Below are 13,927 nucleotides of genomic sequence, written 5' to 3'. Positions count from 1 at the left end.
GGGGAACCACATGTTCAAGAAGATCCTCGCCGGGGCGGCCATCGCCCTCGCCGCGACGTTCACCGTCGCCACCGCCGCCAACGCGGACCCGTACACGCCCGAGGGCGGCGTCACCGTCAGCGACCCGACCGTCGCGCCCGGCCAGAGCACCGTCCTGACCTTCGCGGACGGCTCGTTCGCGTCGAACAGCCCGGTCACCATCACCATCACGGGCGAGGACGCGGCGAACGCCACGCTCGCCTCCTTCCGCACGGCCCCCATGGCCGTCAGCAGCAACTCCATCACCAAGAACGCGACCAACGCCGGCGGCCTCCGCGTCACCGTCACGCTGCCCGCCGGATCCGCGTCGGGCTCCTACGCCCTCACCGGCACCGACGCCCAGGGCAACACCGTCTCCACGACCGTCTCGGTCGTCGCGGCCGCCGGCAACGGCACCGCGACCGGCGGCTCCAGCTCCGACAACGCCGCGGGCCTGCCCGTGACCGGCGGCCAGCTGCCCGTCGTCCTCATCTGGACCGGCGGCGGCCTGCTGCTGCTCGGTGCCGCTCTCGTCGTCGTGCTCGCCACGGTCCGTCGCCAGCGCGCCGCGGCCTGATCCGCATCCCGCACAGCGTCGCCTGACTCCCCACCGGAGCCCGGCGACGGAAGGCCCCGAGGCATCCGCCTCGGGGCCTTCCGCCGTCTCCGGGACCCGTGCGAGCACCGGTTGACCCCAGTCCGGGGCCGATCGCGCCCATTCCCCTCCGCGCGGACCGCCGACGCGGATAGCATCTCGAACGTGGGTTTACCCGACCCGCTGTCTGCCTGAAGGCGTCGACCCGAAATCGCGCGCCGCGGACACCACCGCTCCGAGGCGATACCCGTCGTGCCCCCGCACGTCCGTCCCGGGTGCATCACAGAAGGCACACCCGAGATGCTGGCCAAGACCCTGGCGGGCGCGTTCGTCGCGCTCGCGATCACCGTTTCCGCTCCCCTGGCCGCCCAGGCGGAGAACTACGTCCCCAAGGACTCCACCGTCGCCTGCAGCGGCATGTCCGTCACCCCGGCCGCCGTCGCGCCCGGCGAGTCCGTCCGGATCTCCGGCGTCGCCGGGTCCTTCACCGCGGGCGAGACCGTCGCGGTGCGCCTCTCCGCGACGGTCGGCGCGCCCGCCGCCGCCGGCGACCCCGCAGCATCCGTCACCGCGGCGGCCGACGGCTCCGTCTCCGGCTCGCTCGTCGTCCCCGCGACGGCCTCCGGCACCTGGCGTGCCAACCAGACCGCCGCGTCGGGCGACCACTGGTGCGGCATCGTGTCCGTCGTCCCGGCGAGCGCGCGCCCGGCGGCGGACGGCGGCTCGCTCCCCGTCACCGGCGGCACGCTGCCCACCGGCCTCGCGATCACCGGCGGAGGGCTGCTCCTTGCCGGTGCCGCGGCCGCGGGCATCGCGGCGGCCCGCCGGCGCCGCGCGTCCTGACGCCCGACGCCGTCGACGACCCGACGCGGACGGATCCGATCACGACCGGATCCGCCCGCGTCGTCGCGTCCGGGCCGCGACGATCCCCGCGGTCGTCGCGCCGAGGAGGGCGCCGGCGCCGTTGGCCGCCACGTCGGTGACGGATGCCACGCGCGCCGGCAGGAACGCCCCCTGCGCGAGCTCGACCGATGCCGACATGGCGGTCCCGGCGAGCACGACGAGCCACCAGCGCGGAGCCCCAAGGGCCAGCACGCCGAGCATGCCCAGCGGCGCGAACAGGGCGACGTTGGCGACCTCCTCGATCATCGAGTAGCGGAACCCGGGGATGCCGTGGTGCTGCACGAACAGCACGCCCCGCATCAGGTACGGGTACACGCCGCGGTCGACGCTGTCGGGGGTGAGCGTGATCAGCCCGACCAGGGCGACGTACGCCACGAGGAGCACGGCGGCCTGCCGTCGGCGGACGCGTCGACGCTCGCGGTCCCGCTGCGCGCCCCACGGCGACTGCGCGGGCCCGGTGCCCTCCGCCGTCGCGCCCGGCGGGGGAGCGGAGGCGGCGGGATCCATGACGGCTGCAGCGTAGCAACGCGGCCCGTGCGGGGAATGCGCCGCCGATCCCGCCCGTTCTCCCCGGGGTGACCCACCTCGAACGCGTCCCGCTGAACGTCCTCGACCTCGCCCCGCGCCCCTTTGGCGGCACGAACGCCGACGCCGTCGCCGGCAGCATCCAGCTCGCCCAGGCCGCCGAGGCCGCGGGCTACTCGAGGTTCTGGGTCGCCGAGCACCACGGGATGCCCGGCATCGCGAGCTCCGCTCCGGCCGTGCTCCTCGCGGGCATCGCCGCGCGCACGTCCACCATCCGCGTCGGCAGCGGCGGCGTCATGCTGCCGAACCACACGCCTCTCGTCGTGGCCGAGCAGTTCGGCACCCTCCGGGCGCTCTACGGCGACCGCATCGACCTCGGCATCGGCCGGGCCCCCGGCACGGACGGCGCGACCGCGATGGCGCTGCGGCGCAGCGAGGCGGGCCTCGGCGTCGACGACTTCCCGCATCAGCTCGTCGACCTGGTCGGCTTCTTCACCGGCGGCATGGCGGACGACAACCCGCTGCGCGGGATCACGGCCGTCCCGGGGCTCGGCGACGTCCCGCAGATGTGGCTCCTCGGATCCAGCGGCTACTCCGCGCAGGTCGCCGCGGCCCTTGGGATCCGCTTCGCCTTCGCGCACCACTTCGCCGGCGACCGCACCGAGCAGGCGCTCGCGCTGTACCGCGAGCGCTTCCAGCCGAGCGACGACCTCGCGGCGCCCCACAGCGCCATCGCGGTGAGCGTCATCGCCGACGAGGACCCGGACGTCGTCGAGCGCGAGGCGCGCGCCGGCCGCATCACGTGGCTCCGCATGCGCCAGGGCGGCAAGACCCAGCCCGTGGATCCGGCCGAGGCCGCCGCCTAGGAGTTCAGCGACCTCGAGCGCGAGCTCATCGGGGCGCGCGACCGACGCCAGGCCGTCGGCTCGCCCCACGCCGTGCGCATCGGCCTCGAGCGCCTGCTCGCGAGCACGGGCGCGGACGAGCTCATCGTCGCCCCCTCGTCCACGACGCTCGGCCACCGCATCGGGACGGTCCGGACGGTGCGCGATCTGGCCACCGCGGAGGCCCGCGCGGCCTGATTGCGAGTGCACTCATCACATTTCGGCCACGGGGAGCTGAGACCCTCCCTGAGGCGGATGTGGCGCCCCCGAGCGCGGGTTAGATTCGTACCATGAGGAAAACTGACCTGACCATCTCGACCCGGTTGGGCGCGTTCCTCGGACTCGTCGGCATGAGCACGATCGCCGGCGTGCTCGTCGCCGCCATGGTGACCCCGGCCATCGCCGTCTCCGGCATCGCGGCCAACAGCACCATCGGCGTCTTCGAGGACATCCCCGACAACCTGCAGATCGACAACCTCGCGCAGAAGACCGTGCTCTTCGCCAAGCAGGGCGACCAGCAGGTGCCCTTCGCCGAGTTCTTCTCGCAGGACCGCGAGGAGGTCCCGTGGGACGCCGTCTCGTCGTACGCGAAGGACGCGGCGATCGCGACCGAGGACCCCCGCTACTACGAGCACGGCGGCGTCGACGTGCTGTCGGCCGCCCGCGCCCTCGCGCAGAACGTGCTGAACAAGGAGGTCCAGTCGGGCGCCTCCACGATCACGATGCAGTACGTCCGCAACGTCCTGGTCCAGAAGGCCCAGAACATGGTCGACTCCTCCGACGAGGCCACGCAGGCCGAGGGCCGCAAGGCGTTCACCGAGGCCACGCAGCCCGACATGCCCCGCAAGCTCAAGGAGATGCGGATGGCGATCGGGGTGGAGAAGAAGTACTCGAAGAACGAGATCCTCCTCGCGTACCTCAACATCGCGAACTTCGGCAGCCGGGTCTACGGCATCGAGTCGGCGGCGCGCTACTACTTCAACGTCTCCGCCGCCGACCTCACGCTGGAGCAGGCCGCGAGCCTCATCGCCACGGTCAACGCGCCCGAGGTCTTCAAGATCGACAACCCGGACAACCTCGAGCGCAACAAGGAGCGCCGCGACCTGCTGCTGCGGAACATGCTCAAGGAGCAGAAGATCACGCAGGAGCAGTACGACACGGCGTCCGCCGCCGCGATCACGCCGACGATCACGCCCTCCACGAGCGGCTGCATCCAGGCGAACCCGATCTCGGCCGCGTACTTCTGCGACTACGTGAAGAACGAGATCCTCACGAACCCCGAGTTCGGCGCGACGCCGGCCGAGCGCGACGCGGTGCTCAAGCGCGGCGGCATGCAGGTCTACACGACGCTCGACCTCGACATCCAGGGCAACGCGGCGGAGCAGATGCGCAAGCAGGTGCCCACGACCGCGCGCTTCACGAAGATCGGCGGATCCGTGGTCTCCCGCGAGGTGAAGACCGGCCGCATCATCGCGATGGCGCAGAACACGGACTACGGCGTCGCGCAGGACCAGCCCGGCGTCACCGAGATCAACTACTCGGCCGACAAGGCGCACGGAGGATCCGCGGGCTTCCAGGTCGGATCGACGTACAAGATCTTCACGCTGGTCGACTGGCTGAAGAGCGGGAAGTCGATCTACCAGACGGTCAACGCATCGAAGACCACGTGGTCGGCGAGCGAGTTCACCCGATGCGGCGACAACCTCGCCGGATCCCCGGACTACAAGGTGACCAACGACACCAACACCGGCGCCACGTCGAACCAGAACGTGCTCGCAGCGACCGTCGCCTCCGTCAACTCGGCCTTCGTCGCGATGGCGAGCCAGCTCGACCTCTGCGACATCAGCAAGACGGCTACGGACATGGGCGCGTACAACGCGGACAAGCGTGACCTGTCGAGCTTCCCGTCGGACGTGGTCGGCTCGGGCGGCAACACCGTCGCGCCACTCCAGATGGCCACCGCCTTCTCCTCCGTCGCGAACCAGGGCACCACGTGCCCGCCCATCGCGATCGACAAGGTCGTCCTCCCGGACGAGTCGGAGCTCGTGACCCCGAAGAGCGAGTGCGCGCAGGCCATGAGCCCCGAGGTCGCCAACACGGCCGCCTTCGCGCTGAAGGCGGTCATGGGCGGCACCGGCGCGGCGTCGAACCCGCGCGACGGCACCGAGATCATGGGCAAGACGGGCACGACCGACCGCTCCAAGGACACCTGGTTCGTCGGTTCCTCGACCGAGGTCACGACGGCGGTCTGGGTCGGCAACGTCGAGGGCTTCGCGTCCATGCGCCGCAACGTCCTCAACGGCTCGGCCGCGGACAGCGCGCGTCACCGGATCTTCAAGCCGCTGCAGACGTTCATCGACGACCGCTACCCGGCGGAGGGCTTCCCCGCGCCGAGCAGCACGCTGACGAAGAAGCCCTACGTGCCGCCGGCACCGAAGCCCACCCAGTCGGCGGCGCCCACGGCCCCCGAGGCGCCGGCCGCCCCGGCGCCGGCCCAGCCGGCCCCTCCCGAGGAGGGATGAGCCCGCGCTCGATGGGGAGCGCGCGCCGACGGCCGTCGCCTCCGAGCGGCGGCCGTCGTGCTGTGCCCGACCCGGCCTCGGAGCCCTCGGATCGGGCGCCTCGTAGACTGGACGACCGCCGCTCCACCGACCCGGGAAGGCCATCATGACCGGGACCCCGACGTCCGCACCGGCGCGCGTGCCCACGCTCCTGCCCGGCATCGAGGGGCTCCGCGGGGTCGCCGCCGTCGCCGTGCTGCTGTACCACGTGCAGCGCCAGCTGGCCCGGCCGACCACCGACATCCCGCTCGTCGGCGAGGTCGCGTTCTTCAGCCACGGCGTGACGCTGTTCTTCGTCCTGAGCGGATTCCTGCTGTTCCTGCCGTTCGCGCGCGGCCTCGTCGACGGCGGCGCCATGCCGCGCCTGTCGCGCTACGCCGTCAACCGCGCGCTCCGCGTCTTCCCCGGCTACGTCGTCGTCCTGCTGCTCGTGAGCCTCGTGCTGCGCGTCGCGATCCTGCCGCGCGAGACCCGCGACGCCGGGATCTCGGTAGGCACGCTCGGTCCGCTCGACACCGTCCTCAACGTGCTCCTGCTCCAGGGCTACGCGCCGCGGACGCTCCGCAGCGGCATCGAGGTCGCCTGGACCCTCGCCGTCGAGGTGTCCTTCTACGTCGTGCTTCCGATCGTGGCGCTGCTGGCGGCGCGGATCCTGCGGGGGAGGGCCACGTGGATCCGCGCCCTGGCCCCCGCCGCCGTGCTCCTGCTGATGGGCGTGGCCGGCAAGGTGTGGTCGATGGTCGCGCAAGCCCCGCTCGGCCACCGTGGCCGCCTCGCGAGCGAGTGGGGCGTGACGTGGGAGGCCGTCGCGAACCGCAGCATCCTCGTGCACGCGGACCTCTTCGCCTACGGCATGGCGGCGGCCGTCGTCCTGCTCACGCTGTCCGCGGACGGGGGCCTGCGCGACCGCGTCGCGGCCTGGCGCGTGCTCGCCGGGATCGTCGCCGCGGCGCTCATCGTGGTCGCCTCCGAGGCTCCCGTGGGCGCGTTCGAGGAGAGCATCGTCGCCGCCTCGTGCGCGACCCTGCTGCTCCTCGTGGCGCTGCCGCGACGCGGGGGATCCCTCGGGCCGGTGACGCGCGTCCTCGAGCTGCGCTGGATCGCGTGGCTCGGCACGATCTCGTTCAGCGTCTACCTGTGGCACCTGCCCGTGATCCGCTTCCTCCGCCGCGCGGGCGTCGTGCTGCCGGACACGCTCGCGGGATTCGCCCTCAACACGCTCGTGGTCGGCGCGGTGACGCTCGCGCTGTCGGCGGCGACGTACTACGCGATCGAGCGGCCGGCGCTGCGGCTGAAGGACGTCGACCGTCGATCGGCGCGCCGACGCCGTGGGGACGCCGTGTCCTCCGAGGACGCACGGTCGGCCCCGCGGGAGGAGCGGCGATGACCGACGTCTCGACGGGCCCGCGGAAGAGGCGGACGGGGCTCGGGCTGTCCTCGGCGGGAGCATGGTGGTGCGTCGGCGTCGCGCTCCTGCTCTACGAGATCATCTTCATCTCCCAGGCGTTGTCGCCGGCCGAGGACGAGAGGGACGCCGCCGTCATCGTCGCCGTCGCCGTGGGTACCGCGGTGATCGTGGCGTTCTCGTGCTGCGTGCCATGCCTCCGCCATCTCGGCGTCGTGAGGTCCGCGTGGGCGTTCCCCGTGCTGGTCGTCGCGGGCGCCATCGTCGCCGCAGCCCAGTTCGCGCTCTCGGCAGGCCCGTACGGCTACTGGGTGTCCGGGCAGCCGCGACCGCTGGTCCTCTCCGTGATGTCGGGGCCCGCTCTCCCGGCCGCCGCGATCCTGCTCCTCATCCACGTCGTCCCGCGCGCTCGCGAGCGGCACGTGGCGTGATGCCGTCCGCGGATCGCACGGCGTCCGCACGACGAAGGGCCGCTCCCGGGGGAGCGGCCCTTGATCGTGCTGCCTGTCGTGCTGTGCCTCCCAGAGGAGGCGGTGTGTCGGGGTAACAGGATTTGAACCTGCGACCTCTTCGTCCCGAACGAAGCGCGCTACCAAGCTGCGCCACACCCCGATGGCCCGAGGGCCGGGCTCTACGATACCCGATGTTCCGGGCTCCCGAGTACGCGCAGGCGGTCAGACCGCGGTGAGCGTGAGCAGCGTCGCCTCGGGGAAGCAGGCGAAGCGCACGGGCGCGTAGATCGACGTGCCGAGGCCGGCGCTCACGTGCAGGAACGCGGCGCGGTCGGCGTGCGGCCAGACGCTGAGGCCCTTCACCTGGCGGCGGGGGATGTCGCAGTTGGTGACGAGCGCGCCGTAGCCCGGGACGCAGACCTGCCCGCCGTGGGTGTGCCCGGCGAAGACCATGCGGGCTCCGTTGGTGACGAACGAGTCGAGCACCCGGCGGTAGGGGGCGTGCGCGACGCCGACGGACACGACCGGTGCGTCCGAGGCGCCCTGGTAGGCCTCACCGTCCTCGCGCAGCGCGTCGAGGGCCCCGGGGAGCGCCTCGAGGTGGTCGAAGTCGCGGTGCGGGTCGTCGACCCCGAAGAACTCGAGCAGGGTGCCGTTGACCTCGATCGCGCCCGCGGCGTTGTTGAGGTCGACCCAGCCGAGCGAGTCGTACAGCCGCTCGAGCCGGGGGAGGTCGAGGTCGGCGGGCCGCTGGGTGGCGTGCGTGTTCGCGGTGAAGTACTTGAACGGGTTCTTGAGCATCGGCCCGTAGTAGTCGTTCGATCCGTGCACGAAGACGCCGGGGATCCCGCGGAAGGCCTCGAGCGTCTCCTCGACGGCGACGATGCCCTGCTCGTGGCCCGTGTTGTCGCCCGTGTCGACGACGAGGTCGGGCTTGAGCTCCGCCAGCTCGCGCACCCAGCGCTGCTTCTTGTGCTGCCACGGGGCCATGTGCATGTCCGAGAGGTGGAGCACGCGGATGGGGTCGGCGCCCACGGGGAGCACCGGCACCGTCACCTCGCGGAGGGTGAAGCGGCGCCGCTCGTAGAACGACGCGTACGCGAACAGCGCCGCGCCGGCGGCCGCGACGCCGCCGACGGTGCGCGCGATCGTGCCGACGACGCCCATCAGGTGCGTCCGATGTAGAGCGTGACGGGGCCGCCGCTCTGTTGGCCGGCCGCGGGATCCGTGCGGGTCGCCTTGCCGATCTGCGAGTTGTCCTGCACCTGCTCCTGCGCCATGGTCACGTCGAAGCCGGCCGCGCGCAGGGTCTGGCGGGCGCTCGTCATGTCCTGCCCGCGCACGTCCGGGACGGTGCCCGGGGTGCCCTGCTGCTGGCTCTGGTCGGGCCCGCTGCTGATGAAGACCGTGACGGTGGATCCGCGTGCGGCGTTGGCGCCGGCGCCCGGGTCGGATCCGGCGACCTGGCCGGCCGGGACGGACGAGGCGCGCGCGCCGCCCTGGGCGAAGGACAGGCCCGCGCCCTCGATGCCCGACTGGGCGTCGGCCGGAGACATGCCCGTCACGTCCGGCACCTGGACCGTCGGCGTGCGGGTCAGGTCCGCTGCCGGGCCGGGGAACGCCGATCCCTTGTAGACCGCGTTGACCGCCTGCATGAACGGCTTCCAGACCGCGAACCGCGCGGTGGACATGAGCTGCCCGCTGGGGAGCTTGGTGTTGCGCTGCTGGATCTGCTGGCCCGAGGCGCTGCCGACCCATATGGCCGTCGTGACCTCGGTGCTGGAGCCGACGAACCAGGTGTCCTTCGCCTTGTCGGTGGTACCGGTCTTGCCGATGAGCGGCGTGCCGTCGTTGGTGTTGGCGGCGGCACCCGTCGCGCCCATGACGCCCGCGAGCGCGTAGGCGGCGGTGTGCGCGACGTCCTGGCTGACCGTCTCGCGGCAGTTCGCCGACGGGGGAGCGACCTCGGTGTCGTCCGGAAGGACCACCTTGTCGATCATGATCGAGTCGCACGTGGTGCCGTTGTTGGCCACGGTCGCGTAAGCCTGCGCCATCGTGAGAGGCGCGATGTTGTTGCCGCCCGAGCCGATGATGTCGGAAACGTAGTTGGAGAGCGGCTTGCCCGGCACCGCCTGGTGGATGCCGATGTCCTTCGCGGTCTGGCCGATGCCGCACATGTCGAGCTCGGAGGCCATGGCCATGAACGCCGTGTTGGTGGAGTTCGCCGTACCCGACATCACGGTGCGGTTGGCACCCGGCGCGGCGCCGTCGTTGGTGACCTTGAGCACATCGGAGCCGAGGTTGCCGCCCGTGCAGGAGTCCTGGAAGTCTCGCCCGCTCCAGGTGCCCTTCGAGGAGTTGACGACCTCGTTCACCGAGTGCCCCTCCTTCAGCCATTCCAGCAGGGTGACGAGCTTGTAGGTGGATCCCACCTGGAATCCGCCGGAGCCGCCGTAGTTCTGGTCGGTGTTGTAGTTGACGCTCGTGACGCCGCGCTGGTCGCCGTTGCCGTAGTCGGTGTTCTGCACCATGGCGATCACGCGGCCGGTCTTGGCCTCGACGCTCGTCATCGCGGATCCGACGTTGATGCTGTTCATCGTGGTCGGGATCTGCTTGCGCATGTCGTCCGTGGCCTTGGCCTGGAGGTCGAGGTTCAGCGTCGTGTAGATCTTGTAGCCGTTGCGGTTGAGGTTCCGGCGGGCCTCGTCCGGGTTCGCGCCGAACTCCTTCGAGTTCTCGACGGTGTACTTGACCGCGTCGCAGAAGTACGCGGCGCTGGCGGGCTGCGCGGCGTTGCAGCCGCTCACCGAGGGCGTGATCGCCGGGGTGACGGGGCTGGCGATCGCCTCGTCGTGCTGCTCTTGCGTGATGCTGTGGTGCTTGAGCATGTTGTCGATGAGGACGTCGCGGCGCTCTTGGTTGGCCTTGACGTTCCCCGGCTCGTCGATCCGCAGGGCGGTGGGGTAGTTGACCGTCGCGACGAGGCTCGCGGCCTGCGCGATGCTGAGGTCCTTCGCGTCCACGCCGTAGTAGTACTTCGCGGCCGACTGGATGCCGTAGACGCTCCCGCCGTAGTTCGCGATGTTGAGGTAGCCGAGCAGGATGTCGTTCTTGGAGAACTTCTTCTCCAGCCCGATCGCGAGGCGCATCTCCTTGAGCTTGCGGGCGGTCGACTCCTGCGTCGCCTCCGCGTAGGCCTTCTTGCCGGCGTCCGGATCCGTCTCGGCGAGCGTCTCGGCCTTCTGCACGAGGACGTTCTTCACGTACTGCATGGTGATCGTGCTCGCGCCCGACTCGACGCCACCGCCGACGACGTTCTGGGCGAGCGCGCGGAACGTGGACTGCACGTCGACGCCGCCGTGCTCGTAGAAGCGGGGGTCCTCCGTGTCGACGGCCGCGGCCTTCGCGTTGTCGGAGACCTCGTCCCAGCTCACCTCCTGGCGGTTCTGCGCGTAGAACTCCGCGAACTTCACCGGCTGGCCGCCCTGCGTGGCGTAGAGCTCGGTCTTCTGCGCGAGGTTGTCGATCTGCAGGTAGTCCGGCAGGTCCTCGAAGAGGCCGATCGTGTTGTTGGCCGCGAGGCTCGTGACGGCGATGGCGGGGGTGACCATCGCCGCGACCAGCACGCCGGCCACGGCGCTCATGCCGAGGACGCCCGTGAGCGCGGCGGCGACGCGGCCGGGCGTGTTCTTGGATGCAGACATAGACTCCAGAGTACGGGAAGGGTGTATGGGAACCCGTGAGACCTGTGCGCCGGCCGCCCGCGCCCGTCCCGTCATGCACCCCGACCCGACCGGCAAGGAGCCGAGATGACCGCAACGCCCGCGCAGTGGGAGTACCTCACCACGCCGCTGATGATCCACAACACCGCCGCCATCCTGAACACGTGGGGGTCCCAGGGCTGGGAGCTCGTGCAGGTCGTCACCGGCCCCGAGGGCGGGCTCGTCGCGTACATGAAGCGCCCGGTCGCCGGCGCGGAGCACGGCGCCTGATGGGCGCGATCTCCGACCGGCTGGCCGAGCTCGGCATCGAGCTGCCCGCGGTCGCGGCTCCCGTCGCCGCGTACGTCCCCGCGGTCGTGCACGGCGGCCTCGTCTACACGAGCGGCCAGCTGCCCTTCGTCGACGGCGCGCTCGCCGCGACCGGCAAGGTCGGCGCCGAGGTGTCCGCCGAGGACGCCAAGGCGCACGCCCGCACCTGCGCCCTGAACGGGCTCGCGGCGGCGGCGGACGCGGCCGGCGGCGTCGACCGCATCGCGCGCGTCATCAAGGTCACGGGCTTCGTCGCGTCAGCCGAGGGGTTCACCGGGCAGCCGGGCGTGATCAACGGCGCGAGCGAGGTGCTGGGGGAGATCCTCGGAGACGCGGGGATCCACGCGCGCTCCGCCGTGGGCGTCGCGGAGCTGCCCCTCGGCTCGCCCGTCGAGGTCGAGCTCGTGGTGGCGCTCGTCGAGTAGCCGCCGCCCGCCGCGGCGGACAGCGAGAGGGCCGGGTGCGCATCGCACCCGGCCCTCCTCACGTCCGGCTGTCCTCGGCCGTCAGCCCGCGGTCATCCGGTCGCTGATGACCTGCATCACCTGGGTGTCGGCCAGCGTGGTGGTGTCGCCGATCGCCCGGCCCTCCGCCACGTCGCGCAGCAGCCGCCGCATGATCTTCCCCGAGCGCGTCTTCGGCAGCTCCTGCACCACGAACACGCGCCGCGGCTTGGCGATGGCGCCGATCTGGTCGGAGACGTGCTTGCGCAGGATCTCGTTCGGGTCCGCGTCGCCGAGCGCGCTCGCCTCGGCCGTCCGGAGGATCACGAAGGCCACGACAGCCTGGCCGGTCGCCTCGTCGGACGCGCCGACGACCGCCGCCTCGGCGACGTACGGGTTCGCGACGAGCGAGGACTCGATCTCCGCGGTCGAGAGGCGGTGGCCGGAGACGTTCATCACGTCGTCGACCCGGCCGAGCAGCCAGATGTCGCCGTCCTCGTCGAGCCGCGCGCCGTCGCCCGCGAAGTAGCGGTCGCCGAAGCGGTCCCAGTAGGTCTCGCGGTAGCGCTCCGGATCGCCCCAGATGCCGCGCAGCATGCCGGGCCAGGGCTCCGTGACGACCAGGAGGCCGCTCTCGCCGCGGGCGACGGGCTCGCCGGCGTCGTCGACGACCGCGACGGAGATGCCGGGGATGGGCGTCTGGGCGGACCCCGGCTTCGTCGCGGTGACGCCGGGGAGCGCGGAGATCATGATGCCGCCGGTCTCCGTCTGCCACCACGTGTCGACCACGGGCACGTCGCCGCGGCCGATGACGTCGCGGTACCAGCGCCACGCCTCCGGGTTGATGGGCTCGCCGACCGAGCCGAGCAGCCGGATGGAGGAGAGGTCGCGCGCGTCCGGGATCTCCCGGCCGGTCTTCATGAAGGAGCGGATGGCCGTGGGAGCCGCGTAGAGGATCGTCACGCCGTGCTTCTCCACGATGTCCCACCAGCGGCCGGGCTCCGGGGTGTCGGGCGTGCCCTCGTAGATCACCTGCGTGGCGCCGTTGGCGAGCGGGCCGTAGACGACGTAGCTGTGGCCGGTGATCCAGCCGACGTCCGCGGTGCACCAGTAGACGTCGGTCTCGGGGTGCAGGTCGAAGACGTTCCGGTGCGTGTAGGCGGCCTGCGTGAGGTAGCCGCCCGACGTGTGCAGGATGCCCTTCGGCTTCCCGGTCGTGCCGCTCGTGTACAGGATGAACAGGGGGTGCTCGGCCTCGAACGCCTCCGCCTCGTGCTCCGCGGAGGCCGCGGCGACGCGCTCGTGCCACCAGAGGTCGCGGCTGTCGTCCCAGTCCACCTCGTTCTCGCCGCGCCGCACGACGAGGACGTGTTCGACGGATCCGGCCGATCCGACGAGCGCCGCGTCGACGGCCGGCTTCAGCGGGAAGACCTTGCCCTTGCGCCAGCCGCCGTCGGCGGTGATCACCACGCGGGCTGCCGCGTCGTCGATGCGGGCACGGAGGCTCTCGGCGCTGAAGCCGCCGAACACGACGGAGTGCACGGCGCCGATGCGCGCGACGGCGAGCATCGCGACGACGGCCTCCGGGATCATCGGGAGGTAGATCGCGACCCGGTCGCCCGCGACGACCCCCAGGTCCCGCAGGGCGTTCGCGGCGCGATTGACGTCCGCGGTGAGCTCGGCGTAGGTGAGGTCGCGGGTGTCGCCCGGCTCGCCCTCCCAGTGCAGCGCGACGCGGTCGCCGTGGCCCGCGAGCACGTGCCGGTCGAGGCAGTTGTAGGCCACGTTGAGCCGGCCGTCGGGGAACCAGCGGGCGACGGGCGCGTCCGACCAGTCGAGGACCGTCTCGAACGGGGTCTCCCAGGTCACGAGCTCGCGGGCTCGGTCGGCCCAGAAGCCGAGGCGGTCGACGGCGGCGGCCGCGGCGAGCGACTCGTCGGCGACGCGCGTCGCGCGGAACGCGTCCGACGGCGGGTGGACGGCGCTCGGCTCGGGCGTCGAGGCGGACGGGGAGGGGATGCTCGTCCCCGCCTCGTCCGGGTCGTGGTCGGCGGGCCTCGCGGCTCCGGGCTGGGTCGATCGGGGGTTCGTGGACATCGTCATCGTCATC

The 13,927-nt window shown here is 71.9% G+C and carries 13 protein-coding genes and 1 tRNA gene; 9 read left to right on the top strand and 5 right to left on the bottom strand.

What is annotated here, in order from left to right; genetic code table 11:
- Nucleotides 1-10: 10 nt before the first annotated feature.
- Nucleotides 11-595, top strand: coding sequence for a hypothetical protein (locus B5P21_RS12910; RefSeq protein ID WP_045529165.1), 585 nt, complete (start codon nucleotides 11-13; stop codon nucleotides 593-595).
- A gap of 318 nt (nucleotides 596-913) precedes the next feature.
- Nucleotides 914-1,456, top strand: a complete 543-nt coding sequence (locus B5P21_RS12905) for a sortase (RefSeq protein ID WP_236688695.1) — start codon at nucleotides 914-916, stop codon at nucleotides 1,454-1,456.
- Between the two features lie 39 nt (nucleotides 1,457-1,495).
- On the opposite strand, the gene B5P21_RS12900 is transcribed toward B5P21_RS12905, so the two are convergent.
- The gene (locus tag B5P21_RS12900) at nucleotides 1,496-2,023 is read right to left on the bottom strand and encodes a VanZ family protein (RefSeq protein WP_045529161.1); all 528 of its coding nucleotides are present in this window, start codon (nucleotides 2,021-2,023) and stop codon (nucleotides 1,496-1,498) included.
- Between the two features lie 68 nt (nucleotides 2,024-2,091).
- Between B5P21_RS12900 and B5P21_RS12895 the strand changes: the two genes are divergently transcribed.
- The 5 genes from B5P21_RS12895 to B5P21_RS12880 all read left to right on the top strand — a co-directional run bounded on the left by B5P21_RS12895 (nucleotide 2,092) and on the right by B5P21_RS12880 (nucleotide 7,322).
- On the top strand, nucleotides 2,092-2,907 hold the full coding sequence (locus B5P21_RS12895; protein WP_246865291.1) for an LLM class flavin-dependent oxidoreductase: 816 nt from the start codon (nucleotides 2,092-2,094) through the stop codon (nucleotides 2,905-2,907).
- A 72-nt stretch (nucleotides 2,908-2,979) separates the two neighbouring features.
- Nucleotides 2,980-3,123, top strand: coding sequence for a hypothetical protein (locus B5P21_RS17355; RefSeq protein WP_246865290.1), 144 nt, complete (start codon nucleotides 2,980-2,982; stop codon nucleotides 3,121-3,123).
- A 92-nt stretch (nucleotides 3,124-3,215) separates the two neighbouring features.
- Nucleotides 3,216-5,447 carry a transglycosylase domain-containing protein gene (locus B5P21_RS12890; protein ID WP_045529152.1) on the top strand — a complete coding sequence of 744 codons (2,232 nt, stop codon included), beginning with the start codon at nucleotides 3,216-3,218 and terminating at the stop codon, nucleotides 5,445-5,447.
- Nucleotides 5,448-5,592: 145 nt separating this feature from the next.
- Nucleotides 5,593-6,873 (top strand): acyltransferase family protein, encoded by a 1,281-nt coding sequence (locus B5P21_RS12885; protein ID WP_094171235.1) that lies wholly within the window; start codon nucleotides 5,593-5,595, stop codon nucleotides 6,871-6,873.
- Nucleotides 6,870-7,322, top strand: a complete 453-nt coding sequence (locus tag B5P21_RS12880) for a hypothetical protein (protein WP_045529146.1) — start codon at nucleotides 6,870-6,872, stop codon at nucleotides 7,320-7,322. Before B5P21_RS12885 ends, B5P21_RS12880 begins: the two co-directional genes overlap by 4 nt.
- Before the next feature lie 107 nt (nucleotides 7,323-7,429).
- Here B5P21_RS12880 and B5P21_RS12875 read toward each other — a convergent pair.
- The 3 genes from B5P21_RS12875 to B5P21_RS12865 all read right to left on the bottom strand — a co-directional run bounded on the left by B5P21_RS12875 (nucleotide 7,430) and on the right by B5P21_RS12865 (nucleotide 11,047).
- Nucleotides 7,430-7,503, bottom strand: a tRNA-Pro gene (locus B5P21_RS12875).
- A gap of 62 nt (nucleotides 7,504-7,565) precedes the next feature.
- Nucleotides 7,566-8,510, bottom strand: a complete 945-nt coding sequence (locus tag B5P21_RS12870; RefSeq protein ID WP_045529144.1) for a metallophosphoesterase — start codon at nucleotides 8,508-8,510, stop codon at nucleotides 7,566-7,568.
- Entirely contained in the window at nucleotides 8,510-11,047 is a 2,538-nt protein-coding gene (locus B5P21_RS12865) for a transglycosylase domain-containing protein (RefSeq protein WP_094171234.1), read from the bottom strand. The genes B5P21_RS12870 and B5P21_RS12865 overlap by 1 nt, the downstream gene beginning before the upstream one ends.
- A 105-nt stretch (nucleotides 11,048-11,152) precedes the next feature.
- Here B5P21_RS12865 and sp36 point away from each other — a divergent pair, with 105 nt between their 5' ends.
- Both sp36 and B5P21_RS12855 read left to right on the top strand, forming a co-directional pair.
- Nucleotides 11,153-11,335 carry a Sp36 family protein gene (sp36, locus tag B5P21_RS12860; RefSeq protein WP_012297657.1) on the top strand — a complete coding sequence of 61 codons (183 nt, stop codon included), beginning with the start codon at nucleotides 11,153-11,155 and terminating at the stop codon, nucleotides 11,333-11,335.
- Nucleotides 11,335-11,799, top strand: coding sequence for a RidA family protein (locus B5P21_RS12855; RefSeq protein WP_045529137.1), 465 nt, complete (start codon nucleotides 11,335-11,337; stop codon nucleotides 11,797-11,799). Before sp36 ends, B5P21_RS12855 begins: the two co-directional genes overlap by 1 nt.
- A gap of 81 nt (nucleotides 11,800-11,880) precedes the next feature.
- On the opposite strand, the gene acs is transcribed toward B5P21_RS12855, so the two are convergent.
- Complete coding sequence (gene acs, locus B5P21_RS12850) at nucleotides 11,881-13,920, bottom strand: acetate--CoA ligase (RefSeq protein ID WP_172457208.1); 2,040 nt, start codon at nucleotides 13,918-13,920, stop codon at nucleotides 11,881-11,883.
- Nucleotides 13,921-13,927 lie beyond the last annotated feature (7 nt).

Source organism: Clavibacter michiganensis subsp. insidiosus (assembly GCF_002240565.1).
GTDB classification, from domain to species: Bacteria; Actinomycetota; Actinomycetes; order Actinomycetales; family Microbacteriaceae; genus Clavibacter; species Clavibacter insidiosus.
Note: the sequence above shows the minus strand (reverse complement) of the source record. Positions and strands in the feature narration are given on the sequence as shown.

What these genes read in the sequence shown, in the direction of transcription:
- acs (WP_172457208.1), bottom strand. Translation starts at nt 13,920, where the DNA reads ATGACGATGTCCACGAACCCCCGATCGACCCAGCCCGGAGCCGCGAGG.
- B5P21_RS12870 (WP_045529144.1), bottom strand. Translation starts at nt 8,510, where the DNA reads ATGGGCGTCGTCGGCACGATCGCGCGCACCGTCGGCGGCGTCGCGGCC.
- sp36 (WP_012297657.1), top strand. Translation starts at nt 11,153, where the DNA reads ATGACCGCAACGCCCGCGCAGTGGGAGTACCTCACCACGCCGCTGATG.
- B5P21_RS12865 (WP_094171234.1), bottom strand. Translation starts at nt 11,047, where the DNA reads ATGTCTGCATCCAAGAACACGCCCGGCCGCGTCGCCGCCGCGCTCACG.
- B5P21_RS12905 (WP_236688695.1), top strand. Translation starts at nt 914, where the DNA reads ATGCTGGCCAAGACCCTGGCGGGCGCGTTCGTCGCGCTCGCGATCACC.
- B5P21_RS12885 (WP_094171235.1), top strand. Translation starts at nt 5,593, where the DNA reads ATGACCGGGACCCCGACGTCCGCACCGGCGCGCGTGCCCACGCTCCTG.
- B5P21_RS12900 (WP_045529161.1), bottom strand. Translation starts at nt 2,023, where the DNA reads ATGGATCCCGCCGCCTCCGCTCCCCCGCCGGGCGCGACGGCGGAGGGC.
- B5P21_RS12880 (WP_045529146.1), top strand. Translation starts at nt 6,870, where the DNA reads ATGACCGACGTCTCGACGGGCCCGCGGAAGAGGCGGACGGGGCTCGGG.
- B5P21_RS12890 (WP_045529152.1), top strand. Translation starts at nt 3,216, where the DNA reads ATGAGGAAAACTGACCTGACCATCTCGACCCGGTTGGGCGCGTTCCTC.
- B5P21_RS12910 (WP_045529165.1), top strand. Translation starts at nt 11, where the DNA reads ATGTTCAAGAAGATCCTCGCCGGGGCGGCCATCGCCCTCGCCGCGACG.
- B5P21_RS12855 (WP_045529137.1), top strand. Translation starts at nt 11,335, where the DNA reads ATGGGCGCGATCTCCGACCGGCTGGCCGAGCTCGGCATCGAGCTGCCC.